The organism is Pseudomonas spelaei (genome assembly GCF_009724245.1).
Taxonomy (GTDB): Bacteria; Pseudomonadota; Gammaproteobacteria; order Pseudomonadales; family Pseudomonadaceae; genus Aquipseudomonas; species Aquipseudomonas spelaei.
The window spans coordinates 1-26537 of sequence record NZ_WNNK01000031.1 but is presented as its reverse complement, the minus strand read 5'-3'; the positions used below and the strand labels follow the sequence as shown (position 1 = coordinate 26537).

Here is a 26537-nt window from a genome sequence, read left to right as displayed (position 1 = left end):
GGCATAGAAAATAGTAAGACGCTGATGAGGACCGACTGATGGCCGGCAAAACGCTTTACGACAAGCTCTGGGATTCCCATGAAGTGAAACGGCGCGATGATGGGTCGTCGCTGATCTATATCGACCGTCACATCATCCATGAAGTGACCTCGCCCCAAGCGTTCGAAGGCCTGCGCCTGGCCGGGCGCAAGCCTTGGCGTGTCGACTCGATCATCGCCACCCCCGACCACAACGTGCCGACCACCCCTGAGCGCAAGGGTGGCATCGAGGCCATTGTCGACACCGTGTCGCGCCTTCAGGTGCAGACCCTCGACGACTACTGCGACGAATATGGCATCACCGAATTCAAGATGAACGATGTGCGCCAGGGCATCGTCCACGTGATCGGCCCGGAGCAGGGCGCGACCTTGCCGGGCATGACCGTGGTCTGCGGTGACTCCCACACCTCGACCCACGGTGCCTTCGGCGCCTTGGCTCACGGTATCGGCACTTCCGAGGTGGAGCATGTGTTTGCCACCCAGTGCCTGGTCGCCAAGAAAATGAAGAACATGCTGGTATTGGTCGAGGGGCAATTGCCTTTTGGCGTGACCGCCAAGGACATCGTCCTCGCCGTGATCGGCAAGATCGGCACCGCCGGTGGTAACGGCCACGCCATCGAATTCGCCGGCAGCGCGATTCGTGATCTGTCCATCGAAGGCCGCATGACCATCTGCAACATGTCCATCGAAGCCGGTGCGCGCGTGGGCATGGTGGCGGCGGATGAAAAGACCATTGCCTACGTCAAGGGCCGTCCGTTCGCGCCAACCGGCGCCGATTGGGACGCTGCGGTCGAAGCCTGGAAGGACCTGGTGTCCGATGCCGACGCGGTGTTCGACACGGTGGTCAAGCTCGACGCCACCCAGATCAAACCACAGGTCAGTTGGGGCACGTCGCCGGAAATGGTCCTCGCCGTTGATCAGAACGTGCCGGACCCGGCCAAGGAAACCGACCTGGTCAAGCGCGGTTCCATTGAGCGCGCCTTGAAGTACATGGGTTTGAAAGCCAACCAGGCGATCACCGACATTCAGTTGGATCGCGTGTTTATCGGCTCCTGCACCAACTCGCGGATCGAAGACCTGCGCGCTGCGGCGGTGATCGCCAAAGGCCGCAAAGTCGCCTCGACCATCAAGCAAGCAATCGTGGTCCCGGGTTCGGGCCTGGTCAAAGCCCAGGCCGAGGCCGAAGGCCTGGACAAGATCTTCCTCGAAGCCGGATTTGAATGGCGTGAGCCGGGCTGCTCCATGTGCCTGGCCATGAACCCGGACCGCTTGGAGTCGGGTGAGCATTGCGCGTCCACCTCCAACCGTAACTTCGAAGGGCGTCAGGGCGCCGGTGGCCGTACCCACCTGGTGAGCCCGGCCATGGCCGCTGCGGCTGCCGTCAACGGTCGTTTCATCGACGTTCGCGAATTGATCTGAGGAATACCCGATGAGAGCTTTTACCCAACACACCGGTTTGGTCGCACCGTTGGACCGTGCCAACGTCGACACCGACCAGATCATTCCCAAGCAATTCCTCAAGTCGATCAAGCGCACCGGCTTCGGCCCCAACCTGTTCGACGAGTGGCGCTACCTGGACGTGGGCTATGCCTACCAGGACAACTCCAAGCGCCCGTTGAACAAGGACTTTGTGCTCAATGCCGAGCGTTACCAAGGTGCCAGCGTGTTGCTGGCCCGCGAAAACTTCGGCTGCGGCTCCAGCCGTGAGCACGCACCGTGGGCCCTGGAAGAATATGGCTTTCGCAGCATCATCGCGCCGAGCTACGCCGACATCTTCTTCAACAACAGCTTCAAGAACGGCTTGCTGCCGATCATCTTGAGCGATGCCGAAGTGGATGAACTGTTCCAGCAAGTAGAGGCCAATCCGGGCTACGAGCTGACCGTTGACCTCGCCGCGCAGACCGTGACCCGGCCCGATGGCAAGGTGTATCACTTTGAGCTGGATGCCTTTCGCAAGCACTGCCTGATCAACGGCCTGGACGATATCGGCCTGACCTTGCAGGACGGCGATGCGATTGCCGCGTTTGAAACCAGGCACCGGGCCAGTCAGCCGTGGTTGTTTCGAGATGCTTGATTTGATGTAGGCAGGACTGGCCCCTTCGCGAGCAAGTCGAATCGTCGCTCCCACATTTGATTGCATTTCAACTGAAGAAACTCGGTCGAATGTGGGAGCGGCGGTGCGACGATTCGACTTGCTCGCGAAGACGGCCTTACAAACAGCACAAAACCCAAGGATGTCACCATGACCAGCACCGCCCACACCCAAGTCGTGCAAAAACAATTCGGCGAACAGGCCTCGGCCTACCTGAGCAGCGCTGTCCACGCTCAAGGCACCGAATTCGCGCTGCTACAGGCCGAACTGGCCGGGCAGGGCGCTGCACGACTGCTGGATTTAGGTTGCGGTGCCGGTCATGTCAGCTTCCATGTGGCGCCGCTGGTGAAGGAAGTGGTGGCCTACGACCTGTCGCAGCAGATGCTGGATGTCGTTGCAGCCGCGGCAGTAGATCGTGGCCTGGCCAACATCAGCACCGTACACGGCGCCGCCGAGCGCCTGCCGTTTGCCGATGGCGAGTTCGACTTTGTGTTCAGCCGCTATTCGGCGCACCACTGGAGCGACCTCGGCCTGGCCCTGCGGGAAGTGCGTCGGGTGCTCAAGCCGGGCGGTGTGGCGGCCTTTGTGGACGTCTTGTCACCGGGCAGCCCGCTGTTGGACACTTACCTGCAAACCGTCGAAGTACTGCGTGATACCAGCCATGTGCGTGATTATTCCGCCGGCGAGTGGATGCGCCAGATCAGCGAAGCCGGTCTGCATGTGCGCAACAGCAGCCGCCAGCGGCTGCGCCTGGAGTACACCTCGTGGGTTGAGCGCATGCGCACCCCGCCAGTGTTGCGCGCCGCAATCCTTGAATTGCAGCAGGCGATGGGCCAGGAAGTCCGCGATTATTTCGAGATTCAAGCCGACGGCACCTTTAGCACCGACGTGCTGGTGGTCTGGGCCGAGCGTTAATCAATAATTTTTCCCGACCTGCCTGCGGGCGGGTCGCCCGATGAAACGAGGAAAGCATGAGCAAGCAGATTCTGATTCTCCCAGGCGACGGTATTGGTCCGGAAATCATGGCCGAAGCGGTCAAGGTCCTGGCATTGGCCAACGACAAATACAGCCTGGGCTTCGAATTGAGCCACGACGTGATCGGCGGCGCCGCCATCGACAAGCACGGCGTGCCCCTGGCTGACGAAACCCTGGACCGCGCCCGCGCTGCCGACGCCGTGCTGCTGGGCGCTGTAGGTGGCCCGAAATGGGACAAGATCGAACGTGACATCCGCCCTGAGCGCGGCCTGCTGAAAATTCGGGCGCAACTGGGCCTGTTCGGCAACCTGCGCCCGGCAATCCTGTACCCGCAACTGGCCGATGCTTCCAGCCTCAAACCGGAAATCGTGGCCGGTCTGGACATCCTGATCGTCCGTGAGCTGACCGGCGGTATCTACTTCGGCTCGCCACGGGGCGTGCGCGAGTTGGAGAATGGCGAGCGCCAGGCTTACGACACCCTGCCGTACAGCGAGAGCGAAATCCGCCGCATCGCCCGTGTCGGTTTTGACATGGCCCGTGTGCGTGGCAAGAAGGTGTGCTCGGTAGACAAGGCCAACGTCCTGGCTTCCAGCCAACTGTGGCGTGAAATCGTCGAACAAGTGGCCCTGGACTACCCGGACGTCGAGCTGAGCCACATGTACGTCGACAACGCCGCCATGCAGCTGGTGCGTGCACCGAAGCAGTTCGACGTGATCGTCACCGACAACCTGTTCGGCGACATCCTGTCCGACCAGGCGTCGATGCTCACCGGTTCCATCGGCATGCTGCCGTCGGCGTCCCTGGATGCCAACAACAAGGGCATGTACGAGCCATGCCACGGTTCGGCGCCGGACATCGCGGGGCAGGGCATTGCCAACCCGCTGGCGACCATTTTGTCGGTGTCGATGATGCTGCGTTACAGCTTCAACCTGACCGACGCGGCGGACGCGATCGAGAAGGCGGTGAGCCTGGTCCTCGACCAGGGCCTGCGCACCGGCGACATCTGGTCGCAGGGTTGCACCAAGGTTGGGACGCAAGAAATGGGCGACGCAGTAGTCGCCGCGTTGCGGAATCTGTAATCTCTCGGGCCCGCTTGCAGTTGTTGCTGCAAGGCGGCCCACTTTTTAACAAGGTGTAGTTGCGATGAAACGTGTAGGTCTGATCGGTTGGCGCGGTATGGTCGGTTCCGTGCTCATGCAGCGGATGCTGGAAGAGCAGGATTTCGATCTTATTGAGCCGGTGTTTTTCACCACTTCCAACGTTGGTGGCCAAGGGCCGTCTGTGGGCAAGGACATTGCTCCGCTCAAGGACGCCTACAACATTGAAGAGCTGAAAACCCTCGACGTGATCCTGACCTGCCAGGGCGGCGACTACACCAGCGAAGTCTTCCCCAAGCTGCGCGAAGCCGGCTGGCAGGGTTACTGGATCGACGCTGCCTCCAGCCTGCGTATGCAGGATGACGCGGTCATCGTCCTCGACCCGGTGAACCGCAAGGTCATCGACCAGCAGCTCGACGCCGGCACCAAGAACTACATCGGCGGCAACTGTACCGTCAGCTTGATGCTGATGGGCCTGGGTGGCTTGTTCGAAGCCGGCCTGGTGGAGTGGATGAGCGCGATGACGTATCAGGCGGCCTCCGGTGCCGGCGCGCAGAACATGCGTGAACTGATCAAGCAGATGGGCGCGACCCACGCTGCGGTCGCCGATCAACTGGCCGATCCGGCCAGCGCCATTCTGGACATCGACCGCCGTGTGGCCGAAGCCATGCGCAGCGAAGCCTACCCGACCGAGAACTTCGGCGTGCCATTGGCCGGTAGCCTGATCCCGTGGATCGACAAGGAACTGCCGAACGGCCAGAGCCGCGAAGAGTGGAAGGCCCAGGCCGAGACCAACAAGATCCTCGGTCGTTTCAAAAGCCCGATCCCGGTGGACGGCATTTGCGTGCGCATCGGCGCCATGCGTTGCCACAGCCAGGCGCTGACCATCAAGCTCAACAAAGACGTGCCGATTGCCGATATCGAAGGGCTGATCAGCCAGCACAACCCGTGGGTCAAGCTGGTGCCGAACAACCGCGACATCAGCATGCAGGAGCTGAGCCCGACCAAGGTCACCGGCACCCTGAATGTACCGGTCGGCCGTCTGCGCAAGCTGAACATGGGCACCCAGTACGTGGGTGCGTTCACGGTTGGCGACCAGTTGCTGTGGGGCGCGGCCGAACCGCTGCGCCGCATGTTGCGGATCCTGCTGGAACGTTGATCGTGTAAGGCTTCGGAGAAACCCGCGCTCTGGTGACAGGCGCGGGTTTTTTATTGTTCTTGAGGACCTCATCGCGGGCAAGCCCGGCTCCCACATTGACCGAGTTGTACCTGAAGAAATGCGATCCAGTGTGGGAGCCGGGCTTGCCCGCGATGAGGCCATCAGCCGCGCCTGACACCCAAGGCCAATTGCCTCACCCCCAGTCACCCGGTAAAGTGCCGCTCCCCCCCGTATCACCCGAGGTATCCCCCATGACCCAGACCTTTGATATTGCCGTGATCGGCGCCACCGGCACGGTTGGCGAAACCCTGGTGCAGGTGCTCGAAGAGCTGGAGTTCCCGGTAGGCACGCTTCACTTGTTGGCCAGCAGTGAGTCGGCCGGGCATTCGGTGCCGTTTCGTGGCAAGAATGTACGGGTGCGGGAAGTCGACGAATTTGATTTCAGCAAGGTGCAACTGGCGTTTTTCGCCGCCGGCCCGGCCGTTACCTTGAGCTTCGCCCCGCGGGCCACTGCCGCCGGTTGTGGGTTGATCGACCTGTCTGGCGCGTTGCCGGCCGATCAGGCGCCCCAGGTGGTGCCGGAAGCCAACCCCCATGTATTGAGCACCCTGAAGAAGCCGTTTCAACTGAGCAGTCCAAGCCCATCGGCCACGGCATTGGCGGTGGTGTTGGCGCCGTTGCGCGGCTTGCTGGATATCCAGCGTGTCAGTGTGACCGCCAACCTGGCCGTTTCGGCCCAGGGGCGCGAGGCGGTGAGCGAGCTGGCCCGGCAAACCGCCGAACTGCTGAATGTGCGCCCGCTGGAGCCGAAGTTCTTTGATCGGCAGATGGCGTTCAACTTGTTGGCCCAAGTCGGTACCCCCGACGCCCAGGGGCATACTTCCCTGGAAAAGCGCCTGGTGCACGAGTTGCGTGCGGTCCTGGGTATGCCTTTGCTGAAAATTTCCGTCACCTGCGTTCAAGCCCCGGTGTTTTTCGGCGATAGCTTGAGTGTGTCGTTGCAACTGGGCGCTGCGGTCAATCTGGAGGCGGTCAATCAAGCGTTGGAGGCGGCTCCAGGTGTCGAGCTGGTGGAGGCGGGTGATTACCCTACCGCCGTGGGCGATGCAGTTGGCCAGGATGTGGTTTATGTGGGGCGGGTTCGTGCAGGTGTTGATGATCCTGCGGAACTAAATCTGTGGCTGGCGTCAGATAACGTACGCAAAGGTGCCGCGCTCAACGCCGTGCAACTGGCGCAGTTGTTGATAAAAGACCTTGTGTAAAAGATACTTGGCGTCAATTTGTAGATTGATTCTAGCCAGGCGCTATGCTTGGCCCTGTGCAGAAAAAAATGCGCGCCGGTGATCGATCGGCGTGCCATGCCTGATGGCAGCGGTATCCAACCTTCTCGCTGGGCGGGGAGTGTTCAAACTAAGGATGAGGCTATGGTTCAAGTTCGCAAACTGGTGTTAGCAATAGCGGCCGCCTCGGCGCTGTCCTCCGGTATGGCGCAAGCGCTGCAGCTTGGGGAAATGACCCTCAAGTCGAAGCTGAACCAGCCGCTGTCGGTGGAGATCGAACTGCTGGATGTCGGCGGCCTGAGCGCTTCCGAGATCGTTCCCAGCCTGGCTTCCTCCCAGGCCTTTGTGGATGCCGGCGTTGATCGCCAGGCTTTTCTCGATGACCTGACCTTTACCCCGGTACTCAATCCCAGCGGTCGCAGCGTGGTGCGCGTCACCTCCAGCAAGCCGTTGCCTGATTCCTACGTGCGCTTCCTGCTGCAGGTGCAATGGCCTAACGGTCGATTGATGCGCGACTACAGCGTGCTGCTCGACCCGGCCAAGTTTGAGCAAACCCCCTCGGCGGCTGATGCTCCTGCACCGCGACTGAGTGCGCCTGCGACTTCTGCTTCCGCTCCAGCAGTCAGCAAGCCCGCCGAACACACCACGACGTCCCACGACACGTTGTGGGAAATCGCCGCAAAAAACCGTCATGGCGCATCGGTCCAGCAAACCATGTTGGCTATCCAGGCACTGAACCCGGATGCGTTTATCGACGGTAATATCAACCGACTGAAGACCGGCCAGGTCTTGCGTCTGCCGGACTCGGTACAGAGCACCAGCCTGCCGCAATCCCAGGCGATCGCTGAAGTGACCGCGCAGAATACGGCCTGGCGCCAGGGGCGCCGCAGCGGCAACCCGGTTGCGGGGAAATCGCAACTGGATGCCACCAAGCGCACTCAGGCAGGTAATGCACCGTCCCAGACGCGTACCCAGGACAACTTGAGCCTGGTGTCGGCCGAGTCTGCCAAGGCCGGGGTGAAAGGTGCCGCCGGTGATAGCAAGGCGTTGAACAACAAGCTGGCGGTCACTCAGGAGAGTCTGGATTCGACCCGCCGTGAGAATGAAGAGCTGAAAAGCCGCATGGCTGACCTGCAAAGCCAGTTGGACAAGCTGCAACGGCTGATCGAGCTCAAGAATAATCAACTGGCCAAATTACAAGGTGAAGGCGGTGTTCCGGCGCAACCTGTTGCCACGATGCCTGCTGAATTGGCTGCACAACCGGCAACGCCGGGCGCCGCTCCTGCCGCCGAGGCAACGCCAGTCGAACCTCCCAAGGCTGACACGGCTCCGACTGCCGAAGGCAAGTTCAACGACCTGCTGACCAACCCCATCGTGCTGGGTGTGGTCGGTGGTGCGGCCGGTTTGCTGGTGCTGTTGCTCCTGCTGCTGTGGGCCCGTCATCGTAACGCTCGCCTGGAGCAGGAAAAGCACCTGCGCATGGCGCGAGCGCTGGCCGAAGAGCCGGCGTTCTCCCCGAGCGCTGAGCATGATTTGCCGTCCGATAGTTTCGAAGGCCTTGAAGTCCCGCCGCCGAGCGTCAAGCTGGCTCCAGCTCCAGCTCCAGCTCCAGTCGTGGCGCCGGTCATTGCTCCAGTGATCGAGCCAGCGGTGGCACCGGTTGTCGCCGAGCGTCCGGCCGATGCCCTGGCGCAAGCCCAATCCCATATCGATCGTGGTCATTTGAACCAGGCCGCTGAAGTCCTCGAAGAAGCCATCAAGCAAGAGCCCGCGCGCAGCGACCTGCGGCTCAAATTGATGGAGGTCTACGGCCAACAGGGTGACAAGGATGGGTTCGTCACCCAGGAGCGGCAACTGGTCGCTAATGGTGAAAATCACGCACAGGTCGAGCAACTGAAAGGCCGTTTCCCGACCATGGCCGTGCTGGCCGCCGGGGTTAGTGCTGCCGTCGCGGCGGCGGCGCTGGATGCGCAATACGTCAAGGACCTGCTCAAGGATGAACCTGCGCCACCTGCGGCAGCACCTGAGGCGGACGCTTTTGACACGGATTTCGATCTCAGCCTGGACGATCTTGAAGCCGCCTCTCCAGCGGTGGTTAACCCGGCGTCGGATGACCTGAGTTTTGAGTCGGTCTTGCAGCAACAGACCGAGGCCAAGGCCAGCCAGGAAGACTTGTCGGATTTTGACCTGGACCTGCAGCTTGATCCTCCGTCCTCTCAGGCCGATGACGACTTTATGTCGGGCCTTGAAGAACAAATGAAGGACCTGCCGCCGGTCGAGCCGCCAACCCTGACGCCTGCCGCGCTGGATGATCTGGACTTGCCGGAAGATTTCGACCTGTCCCTGGCCGACGAGCCGGACGCGTCCGAGGCATCCAAGCCGAACGCGTTCTCCTCGGAACTTGATGACGTCAACGCCGAGTTGGGGCGTCTGTCCCAGAGCCTTGAGCATCCGCCGATCGAGCCGACATTCACGGCCGAAGATGCAGCGGTCGGTCACGATGAGCCGGATTTCGATTTCCTCTCCGGTACCGACGAAGTGGCCACCAAGCTGGACTTGGCCCAGGCCTATATCGACATGGGTGACGCTGATGGCGCTCGGGATATCCTGGGAGAGGTGCTCAGCGAGGGGGATGCTGGTCAAAAGAGTGAAGCCAAGGAAATGCTCAGCCGGTTGGCTTGATAAGATCACTTGGACTAAGAACGGCGGCCTTCGGGCTGCCGTTTTGCTTTCCGGGGGCGAAGAAAAGTCCCCCGCACATGGCATCCAGCTCCCGTCGCCTTATAATGGCCGCCTTTGCGCAACTCATCAGGCTCTCAGCTCTTGGCAAATATAGATAACGCGGCCGCCGAAATGGCGGCCGCAGGCTTTTTCAGAATCGCGCTGGGCGTGGAATACAAAGGCTCGCGTTATCGCGGCTGGCAGCGTCAGGCGTCCGGCGTGCCGACGGTGCAGGAAACCCTTGAGAAGGCCCTGTCGAAAGTCGCCGACTCGCCGGTTTCGCTGATGTGTGCCGGGCGTACCGACGCCGGTGTGCATGCCTGTGGGCAAGTGGTGCACTTCGATACCCAGGCCGAGCGCTCGATGAAGGCTTGGGTCATGGGCGCCAATATCAACTTGCCCCACGACGTCAGCGTCAGTTGGGCCAAGGTCATGCCTGCGGACTTTCATGCGCGGTTCAAGGCCATCGCCCGGCGTTACCGCTATGTGATCTACAACGATCAGATTCGTCCGGCCCACCTGAATGAAGAAATCACCTGGAATCACCGTCCGCTGGACGCCGAACGCATGGCGCAAGCAGCCCAGCATTTGGTGGGAATCCATGATTTCAGCGCGTTTCGAGCCGGCCAGTGCCAGGCCAAGTCGCCGATCAAGGAAGTCCATCACCTGCGGGTGACCCGTCACGGCAAGATGATCGTCCTCGATATTCGCGCCGGGGCGTTCCTGCACCATATGGTGCGTAATATCGCTGGCGTGCTGATGACCATTGGTACCGGCGAGCGCCCGGTGGAATGGGCCAGGGAAGTGCTGGAGAGTCGGGTGCGTCGCACCGGCGGGGTGACCGCGCATCCGTTTGGCCTGTATCTGGTGGATGTGGAGTACCGGGACGAGTTCGAACTGCCGGAACGGTTCATCGGGCCGCACTTCCTCACAGGTTTCAGCGAACTTGGCGGCTGACGCCCGGAAAAGCATTTGTTACCATCCGGGACTTTCTCGGATAACCCCTGAGGTTCCAACGATATGCCAGCCGTTCGCAGCAAGATTTGTGGGATTACCCGCATAGAAGACGCGCTGGCGGCGGTCGCGGCGGGGGCGGATGCCATCGGTTTTGTGTTTTACGCCAAAAGCCCGCGGGCGGTGAATGTGCTGCAGGCGCGGGCGATCATTGCCGCCTTGCCGCCGTTTGTGACCACTGTGGGGCTGTTCGTCAACGCCAGCCGTTGCGAACTCAATGAAACCCTCGATGCCGTGCAGCTGGATATGCTGCAGTTCCATGGTGACGAGACGCCGGATGATTGTGAGGGCTACCACCGTCCTTACATCAAGGCGCTGCGGGTCAAGGCCGGTGATGATATTGCGGCCGGTTGTACGGCATTCGCCGGGGCCAGCGGGATTCTGCTGGATACCTACGTGGAAGGCATTCCCGGCGGTACGGGCGAGGCGTTTGACTGGTCGTTGATTCCCGAAGGGTTGAGCAAGCCGATCATCCTTGCCGGCGGGCTGTCTCCTGATAACGTCGCGCAGGCGATTGCCCGCGTTCGGCCGTATGCCGTGGACGTCAGTGGCGGGGTAGAGCAGAGCAAGGGCATCAAGGATCACGCGAAGATTCGTGCATTCATGCAGGCGGTTCGCAACAGCAGTGGCGCGATGTGACGGCGGGCAATCTGCCGCCGTCCATAACTACCACTGTGTAAAACAGCTCGGCGCCGCCTGCGGGAGGCCCGGGAATGAAGTGGCAACGCTGCGCAGGCAGGTTGTCTGGAAGGCTGAGGACAGATGCAGGGAATGGCCGGTCGAACGTCTGACCCCGTCCTGGATCTGTCATCGCCACATATGAATTTAGCTCAAGGGCATACGCGGGGCTGTGTTCAAGCCACCGGTACTGGAGAAAGAAAGCATGAGCAACTGGTTAGTAGACAAACTGATCCCCTCGATCATGCGTTCCGAGGTGAAGAAAAGCTCGGTCCCTGAAGGTCTTTGGCACAAATGCCCGTCTTGCGACGCGGTGCTGTACCGCCCGGAGCTGGAAAAGACCCTGGATGTTTGCCCCAAGTGCAACCACCACATGCGTATTGGCGCCCGTGCCCGCATTGATATCTTCCTCGATGCCGATGGTCGTGCCGAGCTGGGGGCCGACCTGGAGCCAGTCGACCGCCTGAAGTTCCGTGACGGCAAGAAGTACAAGGATCGCCTGACCGCTGCCCAGAAGCAGACCGGTGAAAAGGACGCGCTGATTTCCGTCAGCGGTACGCTGCTGGGCATGCCTGTCGTGGTGTCTGCATTTGAGTTTTCCTTTATGGGGGGGTCCATGGGGGCCATCGTCGGCGAACGCTTCGTGCGTGCGGCCAACTACGCCCTGGAAAACCGCTGCCCGATGATCTGTTTCGCCGCTTCCGGTGGTGCGCGGATGCAGGAAGCCCTGATCTCCCTGATGCAAATGGCCAAGACCTCGGCGGTATTGGCGCGTCTGCGTGAAGAAGGTATCCCGTTCATCTCCGTGTTGACCGACCCGGTCTACGGTGGCGTTTCGGCCAGCCTGGCGATGCTGGGTGACGTGATTGTCGGTGAGCCCAAGGCCCTGATCGGCTTTGCCGGCCCGCGCGTGATCGAGCAGACCGTTCGCGAAAAACTGCCGGAAGGTTTCCAGCGCAGCGAATTCCTCCTGGAGCATGGCGCGATCGACATGATCATCGCCCGTTCCGAATTGCGTCCACGCCTGGGTAACCTGCTGGCGCAAATGATGGGGCTGCCGACGCCGGAATACGTGCCTGCTCCCGTCGAGCTGATCGTCGTGCCTCCGGTGCCTGCAAACCTATGACCCAACGTACCCTGGGCGAATGGCTCGCCTACCTTGAGCAGTTGCATCCGTCCGCCATCGACATGGGCCTGGAGCGCTCGCAACAGGTAGCGGCCCGCCTTGGGTTGGGCAGGCCGGCGCCGCGGGTGATCACGGTGACGGGCACCAACGGCAAGGGTTCTACCTGCGCCTTTGTCGCGGCGTTGCTGCAAACTCAGGGGTTGAAAGTCGGCGTCTACAGTTCGCCGCATTTGCTGCGCTACAACGAGCGGGTGCAACTCAATGGCGCCGAAGCCACTGATGAGCAGCTTTGCGAAGCCTTCGCCGCACTCGATGCCGGGCGTGGCGAGATTTCCCTGACCTACTTTGAAATGGGCACACTGGCAGCGCTCTGGCTGTTCGAGCGTGCACAGTTGGACGTGGTGGTGCTGGAGGTCGGTCTCGGCGGGCGCCTGGATACGGTCAACGTGGTGGATGCCGACCTGGCGCTGGTTACCAGTATTGGTGTGGATCACGTGGACTATCTCGGTGATACCCGTGAATCCGTGGCCTATGAAAAGGCCGGGATCTTCCGTCAGGGCAAGCCTGCGCTGTGCGGCGACCTCGACCCGCCGCATACCTTGCTGGACAAGGTGTTGGAGCTGGATTGCCCATTCTTCCTGCGGGGTCGTGAGTTCAATCTCGAGATTGGCAACCCGTATTGGCAATGGCGCGGGCTTGACGCTCGTGGCCAAGCGGTTGAACTGCGCGACTTGCCGCTGCTCAACCTGCCGATGGAAAACGCCGCGCTCGCGCTGCAAGCCTACCTGTTGCTGGATTTACCCTGGAATGCCGAGCAGATTGCCGCTACCTTGCAGGGTACCCGTGTGGTTGGGCGTCTGGATCGGCGTGCGTTCCAGTGGGATGGCAAGCGCCTGAACCTGATGCTGGATGTGGGGCATAACCCTCATGCGGCTGAATATCTGGCCCAGCGCCTGCTGCGTACGCCGCCTGTCGGTCGTCGCCTGGCGGTGTTCGGGTTGTTGTCCGATAAGGATCTGGACGGGGTTGTTGCGCCGTTGCTGGGTAATGTTCAGGCCTGGGCTGTTGCGCCGCTGGATACACCTCGCAGTCGTCCGGCCGCCGAGTTGCAGGTTGCATTGCAGAACCTTGGTGCCCAGGTGACGTCCTATGCCAGTGTGACCGAAGCGCTGGAGGCTCAGTGCGCGGTGGCGACGCCCGAGGATGAGATTCTGTTGTTCGGATCATTTTATTGTGTTGCCGAGGCGCTTGAATGGTTGGCCCGGCGCTCCACGGAGGAAGCTGCACATGGCATTACTGGATAGCGCGTACAAGCAGCGAATGGTGGGGGCCCTGGTGCTGGTGGCACTGGCAGTGATTTTCCTGCCCATGCTGTTTTCCCGTCAGGATGAGCAGCGTCAGGTGGTCGTCGAGGCGCCGGCGGCGCCTCAAGCACCTGTGATGCCTCAGGTTCAGGTTGAGCCCGTGGTGGTTCCCGAGCCGCAAGCGCTGCCTCAGGAACCTGTGCCTACTGACGAAGAGCTGGCCGAGCAGCAAGCACCGTCAATGCCGGTGCAGCCGAGCGTGCCGGTGGTGAAGCCTGCTCCGGCGGCACCTGCGGTTGCGGCCAAGCCTGCTGCGCCGGCACCTGCACCCAAACCGGTGGTTCCGCAGCCGGCGGCACCTGGCAAGCCGGATGTCGGGCAGAGTCGTATTGATCCCAATGGCTTGCCGATCAGTTGGTCGGTCCAGCTCGCGAGCCTGGCCAACCGTGAAAGCGCCGAAAGCCTGCAGAAAACCCTGCGCAGCCAGGGTTACAACGCCTATATCCGTAGTGCCGATGGCAAGAATCGGGTATTTGTCGGGCCGCTGATCGAGCGGGCCGAGGCTGACCGCTTGCGGGACCTGCTGGGTCGCCAGCAGAACCTCAAGGGGTTTGTGGTGCGGTTCCAGCCGGAGAAGGGTTGAAAACAAGGCGGGAAGGGCAACCTTCCCGCCTTATTCTTTTCTGCTATGCCATTGATTTCAAATGCACTGCTAATCGCCGCTTACCGATAGCCCGGCGCTCTGCTAAAATGCGCCGCCTTATCCGTCTGTAGGCTGCACTGTGCCATTTACCTGGGTTGACTGGGCGATCGTTGCAATCGTCGCCATCTCTGCTTTGATCAGTCTAAGCCGCGGCTTCGTAAAAGAAGCCCTGTCGTTGCTGACTTGGATCGTCGCAGGGGTCGTAGCCTGGATGTTCGGTGGTTCATTGGCTGTTTACCTCGCCGGGTACATCGAAACACCTTCGGCTCGCGTCATCGCGGGCTGCGCCATCATGTTCATCGCCACGCTGCTGGTGGGAGCAATGGTCAATTATCTTATCGGCGAATTGATACGCGTCACCGGCCTCTCCGGGACCGATCGATTTCTCGGCATGGCCTTCGGCGCCGCACGTGGTGCGTTGCTGGTGGTTGTGGCGGTCGGGCTATTGAGCCTGGGGCCGGTACAGCAGGATTCGTGGTGGCAGGAGTCGAGTCTCGTGCCAAAATTTCTATTGGTTGCAGACTGGTCCAAGAACCTCATATTGGGGTGGAGCAGTCAGTGGCTGGCCAGCGGAATCAGCGTACCCGCTGATCTTCCGTTCAAGGAGCACCTCTTGCCGGCCAAAACGCCGCAGTAAGTTGTGTTCAGTCAAGATTCATTAAGTAGGGGTTGCGTCGCATGTGTGGCATCGTCGGTATCGTCGGTAAGTCGAACGTCAATCAGGCGCTGTATGACGCGCTAACCGTGCTCCAGCACCGCGGCCAGGATGCTGCCGGTATTGTGACCAGCCACGACGGCCGGTTATTCCTGCGCAAGGATAATGGCCTGGTACGTGACGTGTTCCATCAGCGTCACATGCAGCGCCTGGTCGGCCACATGGGCATTGGCCATGTGCGCTACCCGACGGCAGGCAGCTCGACCTCGGCCGAAGCTCAACCGTTTTACGTCAACTCGCCGTACGGCATCACCCTGGCGCATAACGGTAACCTGACCAACGTTGAGCAACTGGCCAAGGAGATTTACGAATCTGACCTGCGCCACGTCAACACCAACTCGGACTCCGAAGTCCTGCTCAACGTGTTCGCTCACGAACTGGCCCAGCGCGGCAAGCTGCAGCCTACCGAAGAAGACGTGTTCGCCGCGGTCACTGACGTTCATAACCGTTGCGTCGGTGGTTATGCTGTTGTGGCGATGATCACCGGCTACGGCATCGTTGGCTTTCGCGACCCGCACGGCATTCGTCCGATCGTTTTCGGCCAGCGCCATACCGACGAAGGCGTTGAATACATGATCGCCTCCGAAAGCGTGTCCCTGGACGTGCTGGGCTTCACCTTGATCCGTGACCTGGCGCCGGGCGAAGCGGTGTACATCACTGAAGACGGCAAGCTGCACACCCGTCAGTGTGCCCTTAACCCGAAACTCACCCCGTGCATCTTCGAACACGTCTACCTGGCGCGTCCGGATTCGATCATCGACGGCGTTTCGGTGTACAAGGCGCGCCTGCGCATGGGCGAGAAGCTGGCCGAGAAGATTCTGCGCGAGCGTCCTGAGCACGATATCGACGTAGTCATCCCGATTCCGGATACCAGCCGCACCGCTGCCCTGGAGCTGGCCAACCACTTGGGCGTCAAGTTCCGCGAAGGCTTCGTCAAGAACCGTTACATCGGTCGCACCTTCATCATGCCGGGCCAGGCGGCTCGCAAGAAGTCGGTACGCCAGAAGCTCAACGCCATTGAGCTGGAGTTTCGTGGCAAGAACGTGATGCTGGTGGATGACTCCATCGTGCGCGGCACCACGTGCAAGCAGATCATCCAGATGGCTCGCGAAGCTGGGGCGAAGAACGTGTACTTCTGCTCTGCTGCGCCAGCGGTGCGTTACCCGAACGTCTACGGCATCGACATGCCGAGTGCTCACGAACTGATCGCCCACAATCGTTCCACCCAGGACGTTGCGGACCTGATCGGCGCCGATTGGCTGATCTATCAGGACCTGCCGGACTTGATCGAAGCGGTCGGCGGCGGCAAGATCAAGATCGAGCAGTTCGACTGCGCCGTATTCGACGGCAAGTACGTGACCGGGGATGTTGACGAGGCCTACCTGAACAAGATCGAGCAGGCGCGCAACGACTCCTCGAAGATCAAGACCCAGGCGGTCAGCGCGATCATCGATCTGTACAACAACTGAGTAAACACCGGCCCTGAGGGGCCGGTTTTGTATCTTTGATAAAGCATTGAGTTGAGGAGTGGCAGCATGAGTCAGGAATGGGATGCCGGTCGGTTGGACAGCGACCTCGATGGCGTAGCTTTCGATACCCTGGCTGTGCGCGCTGGCCAGCACCGCACGCCGGAAGGTGAGCACGGCGAGCCGATGTTCTTCACGTCCAGCTACGTTTTCCGTACCGCAGCCGATGCTGCTGCACGCTTTGCCGGTGAAGTGCCGGGCAACGTCTATTCGCGCTACACCAACCCCACTGTGCGTGCGTTCGAAGAGCGTATCGCGGCGCTGGAGGGGGCAGAGCAAGCCGTTGCTACTGCAACGGGCATGGCTGCCATCCTGGCGGTGGTCATGAGCCTGTGCAGCGCCGGCGACCACGTGCTGGTGTCCCGCAGTGTGTTTGGTTCGACCATCAGCCTGTTCGAGAAGTACTTCAAGCGTTTTGGCATTGAAGTGGACTACGTGCCGCTGGCGGAGCTATCCGGTTGGGATGCGGCGATCAAGCCCAATACCAAGCTGCTGTTTGTCGAGTCACCGTCCAATCCGCTGGCTGAATTGGTGGACATCGCCGCGCTGGCTGAAGTCGCCCACGCCAAGGGCGCAATGCTGGTGGTGGACAACTGCTTCTGCACCCCGGCACTGCAGCAGCCGCTGAAGCTGGGCGCGGACATCGTCGTGCATTCGGCTACCAAGTTCATTGACGGCCAAGGCCGTTGCATGGGCGGTGTGGTTGCGGGTGCCAGCGAGCAGATGAAGGAAGTGGTGGGCTTCTTGCGCACGGCTGGCCCGACCCTGAGCCCATTCAACGCCTGGATCTTCCTCAAGGGCCTGGAAACCCTCAGCCTGCGGATGAAGGCCCATTGTGCCAACGCCCAGGCGCTGGCCGAATGGCTGGAGCAGCAGGACGGTATCGAGAAGGTCCATTACGCCGGTCTCAAGAGCCACCCGCAACATGCGTTGGCCCAGCGCCAGCAGCGCGGCTTTGGTGCGGTGGTGAGTTTTGAGGTCAAGGGCGGCAAAGAGGGCGCCTGGCGCTTTATCGATGCGACCCGGCTGATCTCCATCACCGCCAACCTGGGGGACAGCAAAACCACCATCACCCACCCAAGCACCACCTCTCACGGGCGCCTGGCGCCGCAGGAGCGGGAAGCGGCGGGGATTCGTGACAGCCTGATTCGCATCGCGGTCGGCCTGGAAGATGTCGCTGACTTGCAGGCAGACCTGGCCCGCGGGCTGGCAGCCTTGTGATCGAGTGGTCCATGGAAGCGGCAGGAGCAAGTAACGGTCGGGTTGCGTTGGTGACCGGCGCAGCGCGAGGTATTGGCCTAGGCATTGCTGCCTGGTTGGTCAGTGAAGGCTGGCAGGTGGTGTTGACGGATCTGGACCGTGAGCGCGGCTCCAAGGTTTCCAAGGTGCTGGGGGAGAATGCCTGGTTTATCACCATGGATGTGGCCGACGAGAAGCAGGTGGCCCTAGGGGTTGCCGAAGTGCTCGGCCAGTTCGGGCGCCTGGATGCATTGGTGTGCAATGCGGCGGTGGCTGATCCGCGCAACATTACTCTGGAAAGCCTGGACCTTGCGTACTGGAACCGGGTCATGGCGGTCAACCTCAGTGGGCCGATGCTGCTGGCCAAGCATTGTGCGCCGTACCTGCGAGCCCATGGCGGTGCCATTGTCAATCTGGCATCGACCCGGGCCCGCCAGTCGGAGCCGGACACCGAAGCCTATGCGGCGAGCAAGGGCGGTTTATTGGCCCTGACTCACGCGCTGGCCATCAGCCTGGGGCCTGAGGTGCGGGTCAATGCGGTCAGCCCTGGCTGGATTGATGCCCGTGACCCTGCTGCGCGCCGTGCCGAGCCGCTGACGGACGCCGATCATGCTCAGCATCCGGCAGGCAGGGTAGGGACCGTGGAGGACGTGGCGGCGATGGTGGCGTGGTTGTTGTCGCGCAATGCCGGGTTTGTTACGGGGCAGGAGTTTGTGGTGGACGGCGGGATGAGCAAGAAGATGATTTACAGTGAGTAAGGGCGGCGACGTTCTTGACGCTATTTTGTCTTTTTCAGAAAAACTTCAAGCGGGCTATTGACTTAGGTCCGCCACCTGCGTAAATTTCGCGGCCTCAACGAAGCAAAGGGTGATTAGCTCAGCTGGGAGAGCATCTGCCTTACAAGCAGAGGGTCGGCGGTTCGATCCCGTCATCACCCACCACTTCTTGAGAGTTTTGCCTTAGGGCAAGACGCAACGTTAAAGGTTGCACCGACGCGCAGCGGTAGTTCAGTCGGTTAGAATACCGGCCTGTCACGCCGGGGGTCGCGGGTTCGAGTCCCGTCCGCTGCGCCATATTTCCAGGTCTGATGTTTCAGATTTGAGATTGAACAGCTTAGGTTGATCAATCAGATGTTTGAAGGCGGTTGAAGGTGACACTTCAGCAGCTTGAGCGATACGCAGCGGTAGTTCAGTCGGTTAGAATACCGGCCTGTCACGCCGGGGGTCGCGGGTTCGAGTCCCGTCCGCTGCGCCATATCTGTTCCAGGGCCCACTGAACGCCCTGAGACGCCAAGGAAAGCCACTGGCTTGATTGGATCGATAGCAAAGACCCTGGTCGAAAGACCGGGGTTTTTTGTGTCTGCGATTTGGTGTTTCTCTCCTTTCCATGCGGCCTGTCTGGCGGCTGTCGACTACGCTCAATTTCTATTCAGGCTCTTCACGTGCGGTGTATCAGCGGCTGTCGGGTCGTGCCCGTTGGTTTGTGTGTTGCTGGGTGGCTTTTGTAACAAGTGGTTTCGTGCGCTGACAGAAACCTATAAAATTAACCTCTTGGTCAGCTTTTGGCTGTTGCCTCCTTGCCTCTCCCAAAAAAAGCCTCTGCAAGACCCGAATATCTTAAAAACATAACCATAAGGGCGGACTCATAACCGTCTGGAGGATGATCCATGTCCAACCGTGATATATCCCGACGCTCGTTCCTCCAGGGCAGCGTTGTGGCGGGGGTGAGCGTGACGCTCACCCCGCTCAGCAGCCAGGCGCTGGCGGCCTTGATGGAAAACAGCGTCACCGTGCCGTCCGAGCAATGGCTCGGCAACAACGGCAAGGCGCGTATGCGTAACGATGCGTTGTCCAAGGTCTGCGGCAGCAAGGTCTTTGCCCGCGACATCCGTTCCAGGGACATGCCAGGCTGGCCCCAGCAGCAGGGCCACGCCATGCTGCTGAAAATCACCAAGGCCGATCGCATCTATGCAGGCTACGACCTGTCGTGGCTCGGCGCGGACTTGCAGCCTGACCGCATCGTCACCGCCGCCGACCTGGACAAGGACGGCATCGTCTTCCCGGAAGAGCACGCGCCTGATCCGCTGCTGCCGGAAGGCAAGGTACCGATGTTCATCGGTCACCCGGTGGCGATCCTGATCTGGAACGATTTCGAGCGCTTCCGCCAGGCCAAGGCCAAGCTCAAATTCAATGACAAGGCGATTCGTTACGGTGCCCAGGTGCCGTTCTACGAAGCTGACCCCTATGGCAGTTTCCGCTACGTGCGCGTCGGCGGTGCGACCTCGGCGGACGAAGATGAATTTGCCAGCCTCAAGGATTCGATCCTGTTCCCGATGCTGCGCAACCGTCGCCCGGTGTGGAATTCCCAACCCAACCTGCACGGCAATCTGACCGAGCGCGGATTGTTCTACGCAGACCGCATGAAGCAGCAAATCGACTCGCCGCCAGACAATTGGCTGGTGTTCGACGAACGCTACAAAACCCCGTCGATTGAACCGGCCGCCATGGAGCCGGATAACGGCAACGGCTGGTACGACCCGGCAACCAAGACCCTGCACTTTGTCGTCGCCACCCAGTGCCCGCTGGAGGCCGCCACCGAAACCGCAAAGATGATCGCGCCGTCGCGTTTCGGCCTGGCCAACCTGAACATGCACCCGGGCTACACCGTCGGTTACGGCTCCAAAGACCACAACATCTTCGTCTACTATGCCGCCCTGGCCGCGTTGTACGGCGCCGGTGTGCCGGTGCGTTTGGCCAATGATCGCTACGAGCAATTCCAGAGTGGGATCAAGCGTCACGCGTTCGACATTCGCTACCAATTGGCGGTGGACAAGACCGATCACAGTTTCAAGATTTTCCGCGCCGAGATGAGTGCCGACGGCGGCGGGCGGATCAACTACAGCCCTTCGGTGGCGGCGGTTGGCGCTACGGCGGCGCAGTCGATCTATTACATGCCGCAGAACGACTTGCAGGTTACGGCTTACTATTCCCGCGCCGTTGAAGCCGGGTCTATGCGCGGTTATGGCACCCTGCAAAGCATGGCGTCCACCGAGATGATGGTCGACGAAATTGCCGCGCGCCTGGGCATTGATGCGATCGACCTGCGCAAGAAAAACGCCATGGTCTCGGGGACGAAAAACACCCAGGGCGCTATCCCGGCGGGTGCGTTGCGCCTGCATGAGATTCTCGACAAGGCCGCCGTCCACGACGTGTGGAAGAACCGCGAGGCGATCAAGCAGCAGCGCGAAGCCGCAGATCCGGACAACTGGTATGGCGTCGGTTTCGCCATTTGCCAGAAAGACTTCGGCACCGGTTCAGAAGCGCCGATGGCCAGCATCGAGTTCACCGCTGAAGGGCACGTGACCCTGCGCCACATCGGTATCGAAATCGGCACCGGCATGTCCACCTCCCAAGCCTTGGTGGTGGCTGATTTCATCGGTATCCCGGCCACTGAAGTGAAGACCGGTGAAACCGAATGGAAAGAGTTGCAACTGATCACCGGCGGCAACCCGTACATCATGAGCCAGGCCGAACAGGACGGTTTTCTGCGTAACCCGCGCTGGGTCGGCAAGCTCGCTTCGGCTTCGTCAGCAACCAACTCCGCCTACTACTTCAGCCATGCCACCCGTGAGGCGTCTCGCGTGCTGTTCAACCACGGCTTGTGGCCGGCGGCGTTGCAGATCTGGGGCCAAGGCCCTTACGGCGGCCAGGCCAACCCGTACGTGGTACGCCGCGAAGATGCGCATTGGGTCGACGGCAAGCTCACCGCCAACGGCATGCAGCCGCTGAGCTTTGAGCGACTGGCGAAACATGCCCACGAAAAAGGCCTGGTGACCGGCGCGACCGTGCACGGCTTCAACCGCTGGAGCTGGGCCGAGGCTGACTTCAGCATCGACGGCGTGCGCGAACGTCTGCCGCTGGATGGCCTGGCGGTGAAGTACGGCGACGGTGCACCGAATGCGAAAAAGGCGCAGATGACCAGCGCCGGTTTCCATCTGCTGGACCGTCAGAACGTCCACTACCCGGACACCCAGTTGAACAACGCGGCAGTGACTTACTACAGCCCGGTTGCGACGCTGGTGGAATTGAAAGTGAACAAGGGCTCGGCCGAAGTGCAAGTGCTCAACCATCACTCGTGGGTCGAGTGTGGTCGGGTGCTGGTGGAGGAACTGGTCAAGGGTCAGCTCGAAGGCGGGATCGCCATGGGCATCGGTCATGCATTGATGGAAGAGATGCCGCTGTACGAAGGCGGGCCGGGGGAGGGTGACTGGAACTTCAACCGTTACCGCCTGCCGATGGCCCGACACGTTGCGGTCTGGAATCAGACGGCGGAAATCCTGCCGCCGTTGTCGCCGAGCGATCCGTCCAAGGGGATTGCCGAAGTGGTGATGATCCCGATCGTCGGCGCCATCGGTAATGCCGTGGCCCACGCCATTGGCAAGCGTGTCCGCGACCTGCCTATCACTTCTGCGCGCATCAAGGAGGCCCTCAATGGCTAACCGTCCGTTTCAACTGACCCTCAACGGTCAATCCGTCGGCCCGGTGGACATCCCTGATGACCTGCCGATGATCGACTACCTGCACGAATACAAAAACCTTACCGGCTCGCGTCTCGGCTGCGGGCAAGGCATCTGCCATGCCTGTGTGGTGATCGTCGATAACCCGGACGGTACCAGCGAAGAAGTGCGCACCTGCATCACTGGCGCGCATTACTTCGAAGGCAAGAAAGTACGGACCATCGAAGGCCACGCGACCCGCGATGAGCAGGGCAAGGTCACTGAACTGAACCCGATCCAGCAGCGTTTCGTCGATGAGTTCGCGTTCCAGTGCAGCTACTGCGCGCCAGGTTTCGTGAACGCTGCGACGGTGTTGGTGGAGAAGCTTCAGCGTCAGCCCATCGTTAAAAGCCAGCTGGAAAAAGTCATCGAGGACAGTCTCGGTCACCACATCTGCCGTTGCACTGGCTACGTGCGTTACTACAGTGCGACCCGTAACGTGCTGACCGATCTCGGCCTGGTCAAGGAGGGTTAAGCATGAAGTATCTACTTTCCCGCCTGGCGTTGGCGGTTGGCTTGGCTGCGCCGGTGTTGCTCGCTCACGCGGAGGATCAGGTCAAACGTGGCGAGTACCTCGCCCGCGCCGCCGACTGCATGGCTTGCCATACCGCACCGGGTGGCGCGCCGTATGCAGGTGGCCTGCCGATTGTCTCGCCGTTCGGCACGATCTACGGCACCAATATCACGCCGAGCAAAGAGCACGGCATCGGTCTGTACAGCGATGAGGAATTCTTCGCCGCGCTGACCGAAGGCAAGCGCCGGGATGGTGCGAACCTGTATCCGGCGATGCCCTATACCTCGTATCACCTGATGCCGCGTGAGGATTCGGACGCGATTCATGCGTACCTGAAAACCGTCGCGCCCATCGAGCGTGCGGCGCCCGTCACCAGCCTGAGCTTTCCGTTCAACGTGCGCCTGGGCTTGATGGGTTGGAACATGCTCTACGGCAAGGACGTGAAACTGGCGCCCACCGAGGGTAAAAGCGAAGCCTTCAAGCGCGGCCAGTACATGGTCGAGGTGCTTGGCCACTGCGGTGAGTGCCACACCCCGCGCGGTTTGCCCGGCGCGATGCAGCAGGACAAACGCCTGACGGGCGGCCTGCTCAACGGCTATCTGGCGCCGAGTTTGCTGGCCAACGACCTGGCGGCTCGCGGCTGGAATCATCAGGACTTGAGTTCGTTCCTCAAGCACGGCATGAGTGCTCAAGGCACGATGTTCAACGAGATGTTCCCGGTGTTCCATAACAGCACTCAAGGCCTCAATGATCCGGACCTGGCTGCCATGGCGACGTTCCTGCTCGGTGATCAGCCACCAGCAGCTAAGGTGCTGGCCGAGGTGCCGCTGGATAAGATGGGCGCCAGCGCCCAGCGCGGTCGTCAGGATTACCTGAACGTCTGTGCCGGTTGCCATGCGCCGGGCGGCGAGGGCAAGCCACACATCGCGGTGGCCATGCGCGGTAACACCACGTTGCGCCTCGACGATCCGCGAAATCTGCTGCGGGTGATTGAGGATGGGATCGGCGAACAGGCCTTTGTCGGATTCGAGCGCATGCAGCCGATGCCGGGGTTTGCGGACAAGCTCAGTCCCGAGCAACTGACCGACCTGCTCAACTACCTGCGGCAAGGTTGGGGTGGGCAGTCGGGCGAGCTGGCGCTCAGCGATGTGCAAAAGCTGCAAGCTGACGCGCCGCTGCTCGAGCACAAGGCGCACTGATATGCAGCATCTCGATCTGCAAGTGATGCGTCGGGCGCTGGAGTGGTCGCTGGCCGGGCACTGTGTTTGGCTGTGTACCGTGCTGGCGACCTACGGCTCGGCGCCTCGCGCGCCGGGTTCGCTGTTGGCGGTGAACGCTGAAGGGCAGTGGATCGGCTCGCTGTCCGGTGGCTGTGTCGAGGAGGACTTTCTGGCGCGGGTCGCGGAGGGCGCGTTTCTGGAGGCGGTCAACGTGGTTCGCTATGGCGAGGGCGATGACCCGCGTTCCCGGGTGAGTTTGCCCTGTGGCGGCATACTTGATGTGCTCGTGGAGCGGCTGGAGGCTGATTGCGCGGTTCAGGCCCACCTGCGGGAGCTTGAGTCCGCGTTGCTGGGGCAGCGCCGGTTGATTCGCGAGATTGATTTGGCCAGTGGTGCGCGCAGCCTGTTCACTGATGCGCAGCAGGGTGGACGTATAGAGCGCGAGATCGATCGGGTACGCGTGCGGGTCGGGGCGGCGCAGCGTCTGTTGTTGGCCGGATACTCCAGTGTCGCCCAGGCCTGTGCGGAGTTTGCCGTAGGCTTGGGTTTCGAGGTGATACTGTGCGATCCCCGCGATGAGGTGCTGGAAGGTGTGGTGCTGAACAACGTGGAGATTCGTCGTCAGTTGCCGTCTGTGTTCATCGAAGCTGGCGGCTGTCACCGTGATACGGCGGTGGTGGCGCTCACCCACGATCCGCGCATCGATGACCTGGCGATGATGGAGGCGGTGCGCACTGAAGCGTTTTACATCGGCGTGATGGGGTCGATGCAGACATCACAAAAGCGCTTTGAGCGGTTGCGCAGGATCGGTGGCTTGAGTGATGTGCAATTGGCGCGGATCCACGCGCCAATCGGTCTGAACCTAGGCAGTAAGACGCCAGCGGAGATTGCCCTTGCGGTACTGGCCGATATCTTGCGGATTCGTAGCGGCGTCACACGCGACCAGCTCTGACGCCGCGTAGAGATCGGTCAAAACCCGAGCTTATCCCGCAATCCGTAGTACCAGGCGCCCAGTGCCGCAAATGGCGTGCGCAGCATTTGCCCGCCGGGGAATGGGTAATGTGGCAGGTCGGCAAAGGCATCAAAACGCTCGGCCTGGCCACGCAGGGCTTCTGCCAGGACCTTGCCCGCCAGATGGGTGTAGGTCACGCCGTGGCCGCTGCAGCCCTGGGAGTAATAGATGTTGTCGCCCAGTCGACCCACTTGTGGCAGGCGTGACAGGGTCAGCAGGAAGTTGCCGGTCCAGGCGTAATCGATCTTCACGTCTTTGAGTTGCGGGAAGGCCTTGAGCATTTTCGGGCGGATGATCGCCTCGATATTTGCCGGATCCCGTGCACCGTACACCACGCCGCCGCCGAAGATCAGACGCTTGTCGCTGGTGAGGCGGTAGTAGTCCAGCAAGTAGTTGCAGTCTTCGACGCAGTAATCCTGAGGCAACAGTGTCTTGGCCAGTTCATCACCCAATGGTGCGGTGGTGATGACTTGCGTCCCACAGGGCATCGACTTGGCCGCCAGTTCCGGCACGAGATTCCCCAGGTAGGCATTGCCCGCCACAATAATGAACTTGGCCCTGACCTTGCCCTGGGCCGTATGCACTACCGGATTGGCGCCGCGTTCAATCCGTATCGCGGCCGATTGCTCATAGATCGTGCCGCCGAGGGACTCCACCGCCGCCGCTTCACCCAGTGCCAGGTTGAGTGGATGAATGTGCCCACCACTCATGTCCAGCAGGCCGCCCACATAGTTGTCGCAGGCGACCACTTCGCGAATGCGTCGTTCGTCCAGCAGTTCCAGTTGGGTGTGGCCGTAGCGCTCCCACAGGCGCTTTTGAGATTCCAGGTGGCCCATGTGCTTGCTATTCAGCGCGGCGAATACACCGCCGTCTTTCAGGTCGCACTGGATCTGGTACTTGGCCACCCGCTCACGAATAATCCTGCCGCCTTCAAAGGCCATCTGTCCCAGCAACTGTGCTTGCTGGGGACCGACGCTGCGCTCGATCACATCGATATCGCGGCTGTAGCTGTTGACGATCTGGCCGCCATTGCGGCCCGAGGCGCCAAAACCCACCTTGGCAGCTTCCAGCACCGTCACGCGAAACCCGTTCTCCAGCAGGAACAGGGCGCTGGAAAGGCCGGTATAGCCGGCACCAATCACGCACACATCGGTTTCGACTTCACCTTGCAGCGCAGGGCGGGGCGTAACCGCATTCGCGGATGCGGCGTAGTACGACTGGGGGTAGGGGGTGTTCGCCATCCTGGAACCTCTGTTTTATATTTTTTACGAGTGCGCCGATCCTACCTGAGTTGAAAATCCGCTGCCAGCCACCTGGAAAATATGGTTGCGTGGGCCAAAAATAAAAAATTCGCATATTCATAGGGTTAGCTGCAAAAAAGGTGTTGACACCCCTCGGGAATTCCGTAGAATGCCGCCTCACAGCAGGCACGTAGCTCAGTTGGTTAGAGCACCACCTTGACATGGTGGGGGTCGTTGGTTCGAGTCCAATCGCGCCTACCAAACAAAATCCGCTCTGCTGGGCGGTCTGGAAGGGCTCACCGAAAGGTGGGCCCTTTTTTGTTGTCTT

21 protein-coding genes and 4 tRNA genes are annotated in these 26537 nt (G+C 61.0%); 24 read left to right on the top strand and 1 reads right to left on the bottom strand.

Going from position 1 to position 26537, the window contains the following annotated elements:
* Nucleotides 1-38 precede the first annotated feature (38 nt).
* From leuC to GNF76_RS25790, 23 genes are all read left to right on the top strand, one after another.
* Nucleotides 39-1457, top strand: a complete 1419-nt coding sequence (leuC, locus tag GNF76_RS25900) for a 3-isopropylmalate dehydratase large subunit (protein ID WP_155585913.1) — start codon at nt 39-41, stop codon at nt 1455-1457.
* A 10-nt stretch (nt 1458-1467) separates the two neighbouring features.
* Complete coding sequence (gene leuD / locus GNF76_RS25895; RefSeq protein WP_155585912.1) at nt 1468-2112, top strand: 3-isopropylmalate dehydratase small subunit; 645 nt, start codon at nt 1468-1470, stop codon at nt 2110-2112.
* 168 nt (nt 2113-2280) lie between these two features.
* Complete coding sequence (locus GNF76_RS25890; RefSeq protein ID WP_155585911.1) at nt 2281-3045, top strand: class I SAM-dependent methyltransferase; 765 nt, start codon at nt 2281-2283, stop codon at nt 3043-3045.
* A 56-nt stretch (nt 3046-3101) separates the two neighbouring features.
* Entirely contained in the window at nt 3102-4184 is a 1083-nt protein-coding gene (gene leuB / locus GNF76_RS25885; protein WP_155585910.1) for a 3-isopropylmalate dehydrogenase, read from the top strand.
* A 64-nt stretch (nt 4185-4248) separates the two neighbouring features.
* Nucleotides 4249-5361 carry an aspartate-semialdehyde dehydrogenase gene (asd, locus tag GNF76_RS25880; protein WP_155585909.1) on the top strand — a complete coding sequence of 371 codons (1113 nt, stop codon included), beginning with the start codon at nt 4249-4251 and terminating at the stop codon, nt 5359-5361.
* A gap of 251 nt (nt 5362-5612) precedes the next feature.
* Nucleotides 5613-6623 (top strand): aspartate-semialdehyde dehydrogenase, encoded by a 1011-nt coding sequence (locus GNF76_RS25875; RefSeq protein ID WP_155585908.1) that lies wholly within the window; start codon nt 5613-5615, stop codon nt 6621-6623.
* A 162-nt stretch (nt 6624-6785) separates the two neighbouring features.
* Complete coding sequence (locus tag GNF76_RS25870; RefSeq protein ID WP_155585907.1) at nt 6786-9323, top strand: FimV/HubP family polar landmark protein; 2538 nt, start codon at nt 6786-6788, stop codon at nt 9321-9323.
* Between the two features lie 171 nt (nt 9324-9494).
* Nucleotides 9495-10319, top strand: coding sequence for a tRNA pseudouridine(38-40) synthase TruA (gene truA / locus GNF76_RS25865; RefSeq protein ID WP_155585932.1), 825 nt, complete (start codon nt 9495-9497; stop codon nt 10317-10319).
* Between the two features lie 63 nt (nt 10320-10382).
* Nucleotides 10383-11015, top strand: a complete 633-nt coding sequence (locus GNF76_RS25860) for a phosphoribosylanthranilate isomerase (protein ID WP_155585906.1) — start codon at nt 10383-10385, stop codon at nt 11013-11015.
* 244 nt (nt 11016-11259) lie between these two features.
* On the top strand, nt 11260-12180 hold the full coding sequence (gene accD, locus GNF76_RS25855; protein WP_155585905.1) for an acetyl-CoA carboxylase, carboxyltransferase subunit beta: 921 nt from the start codon (nt 11260-11262) through the stop codon (nt 12178-12180).
* Complete coding sequence (gene folC / locus GNF76_RS25850) at nt 12177-13484, top strand: bifunctional tetrahydrofolate synthase/dihydrofolate synthase (RefSeq protein WP_155585904.1); 1308 nt, start codon at nt 12177-12179, stop codon at nt 13482-13484. The genes accD and folC overlap by 4 nt, the downstream gene beginning before the upstream one ends.
* Entirely contained in the window at nt 13468-14127 is a 660-nt protein-coding gene (locus GNF76_RS25845; protein WP_155585903.1) for an SPOR domain-containing protein, read from the top strand. Before folC ends, GNF76_RS25845 begins: the two co-directional genes overlap by 17 nt.
* Before the next feature lie 139 nt (nt 14128-14266).
* Nucleotides 14267-14824 carry a CvpA family protein gene (locus tag GNF76_RS25840; protein ID WP_169355444.1) on the top strand — a complete coding sequence of 186 codons (558 nt, stop codon included), beginning with the start codon at nt 14267-14269 and terminating at the stop codon, nt 14822-14824.
* 41 nt (nt 14825-14865) lie between these two features.
* Complete coding sequence (purF, locus tag GNF76_RS25835) at nt 14866-16371, top strand: amidophosphoribosyltransferase (RefSeq protein WP_155585902.1); 1506 nt, start codon at nt 14866-14868, stop codon at nt 16369-16371.
* Nucleotides 16372-16437: 66 nt separating this feature from the next.
* Nucleotides 16438-17649, top strand: coding sequence for an O-succinylhomoserine sulfhydrylase (locus GNF76_RS25830; RefSeq protein WP_155585901.1), 1212 nt, complete (start codon nt 16438-16440; stop codon nt 17647-17649).
* 11 nt (nt 17650-17660) lie between these two features.
* Nucleotides 17661-18425: an SDR family oxidoreductase gene (locus tag GNF76_RS25825; RefSeq protein WP_155585900.1), complete on the top strand. Its 765-nt coding sequence runs from the start codon at nt 17661-17663 to the stop codon at nt 18423-18425.
* A gap of 107 nt (nt 18426-18532) precedes the next feature.
* Nucleotides 18533-18608 (top strand) — tRNA-Val (locus GNF76_RS25820).
* Nucleotides 18609-18663: 55 nt separating this feature from the next.
* A tRNA-Asp gene (locus GNF76_RS25815) sits at nt 18664-18740 on the top strand.
* A gap of 104 nt (nt 18741-18844) precedes the next feature.
* A tRNA-Asp gene (locus tag GNF76_RS25810) sits at nt 18845-18921 on the top strand.
* Nucleotides 18922-19333: 412 nt separating this feature from the next.
* Entirely contained in the window at nt 19334-22165 is a 2832-nt protein-coding gene (locus GNF76_RS25805; protein WP_155585899.1) for a xanthine dehydrogenase family protein molybdopterin-binding subunit, read from the top strand.
* A complete protein-coding gene (locus GNF76_RS25800; protein ID WP_123403637.1) occupies nt 22158-22697 on the top strand; it encodes a (2Fe-2S)-binding protein in 540 nt (179 codons plus the stop codon). Before GNF76_RS25805 ends, GNF76_RS25800 begins: the two co-directional genes overlap by 8 nt.
* Nucleotides 22698-22699: 2 nt before the next feature.
* Nucleotides 22700-23935, top strand: a complete 1236-nt coding sequence (locus GNF76_RS25795; RefSeq protein ID WP_155585898.1) for a cytochrome c — start codon at nt 22700-22702, stop codon at nt 23933-23935.
* Nucleotide 23936: 1 nt separating this feature from the next.
* Nucleotides 23937-24908: an XdhC family protein gene (locus GNF76_RS25790; RefSeq protein WP_155585897.1), complete on the top strand. Its 972-nt coding sequence runs from the start codon at nt 23937-23939 to the stop codon at nt 24906-24908.
* A 17-nt stretch (nt 24909-24925) separates the two neighbouring features.
* On the opposite strand, the gene GNF76_RS25785 is transcribed toward GNF76_RS25790, so the two are convergent.
* The gene (locus GNF76_RS25785; protein ID WP_155585896.1) at nt 24926-26209 is read right to left on the bottom strand and encodes an NAD(P)/FAD-dependent oxidoreductase; all 1284 of its coding nucleotides are present in this window, start codon (nt 26207-26209) and stop codon (nt 24926-24928) included.
* A 184-nt stretch (nt 26210-26393) separates the two neighbouring features.
* On the opposite strand from GNF76_RS25785, the gene GNF76_RS25780 reads away from it, so the two are divergent.
* A tRNA-Val gene (locus tag GNF76_RS25780) sits at nt 26394-26470 on the top strand.
* The last annotated feature ends 67 nt before the right edge of the window (nt 26471-26537 follow it).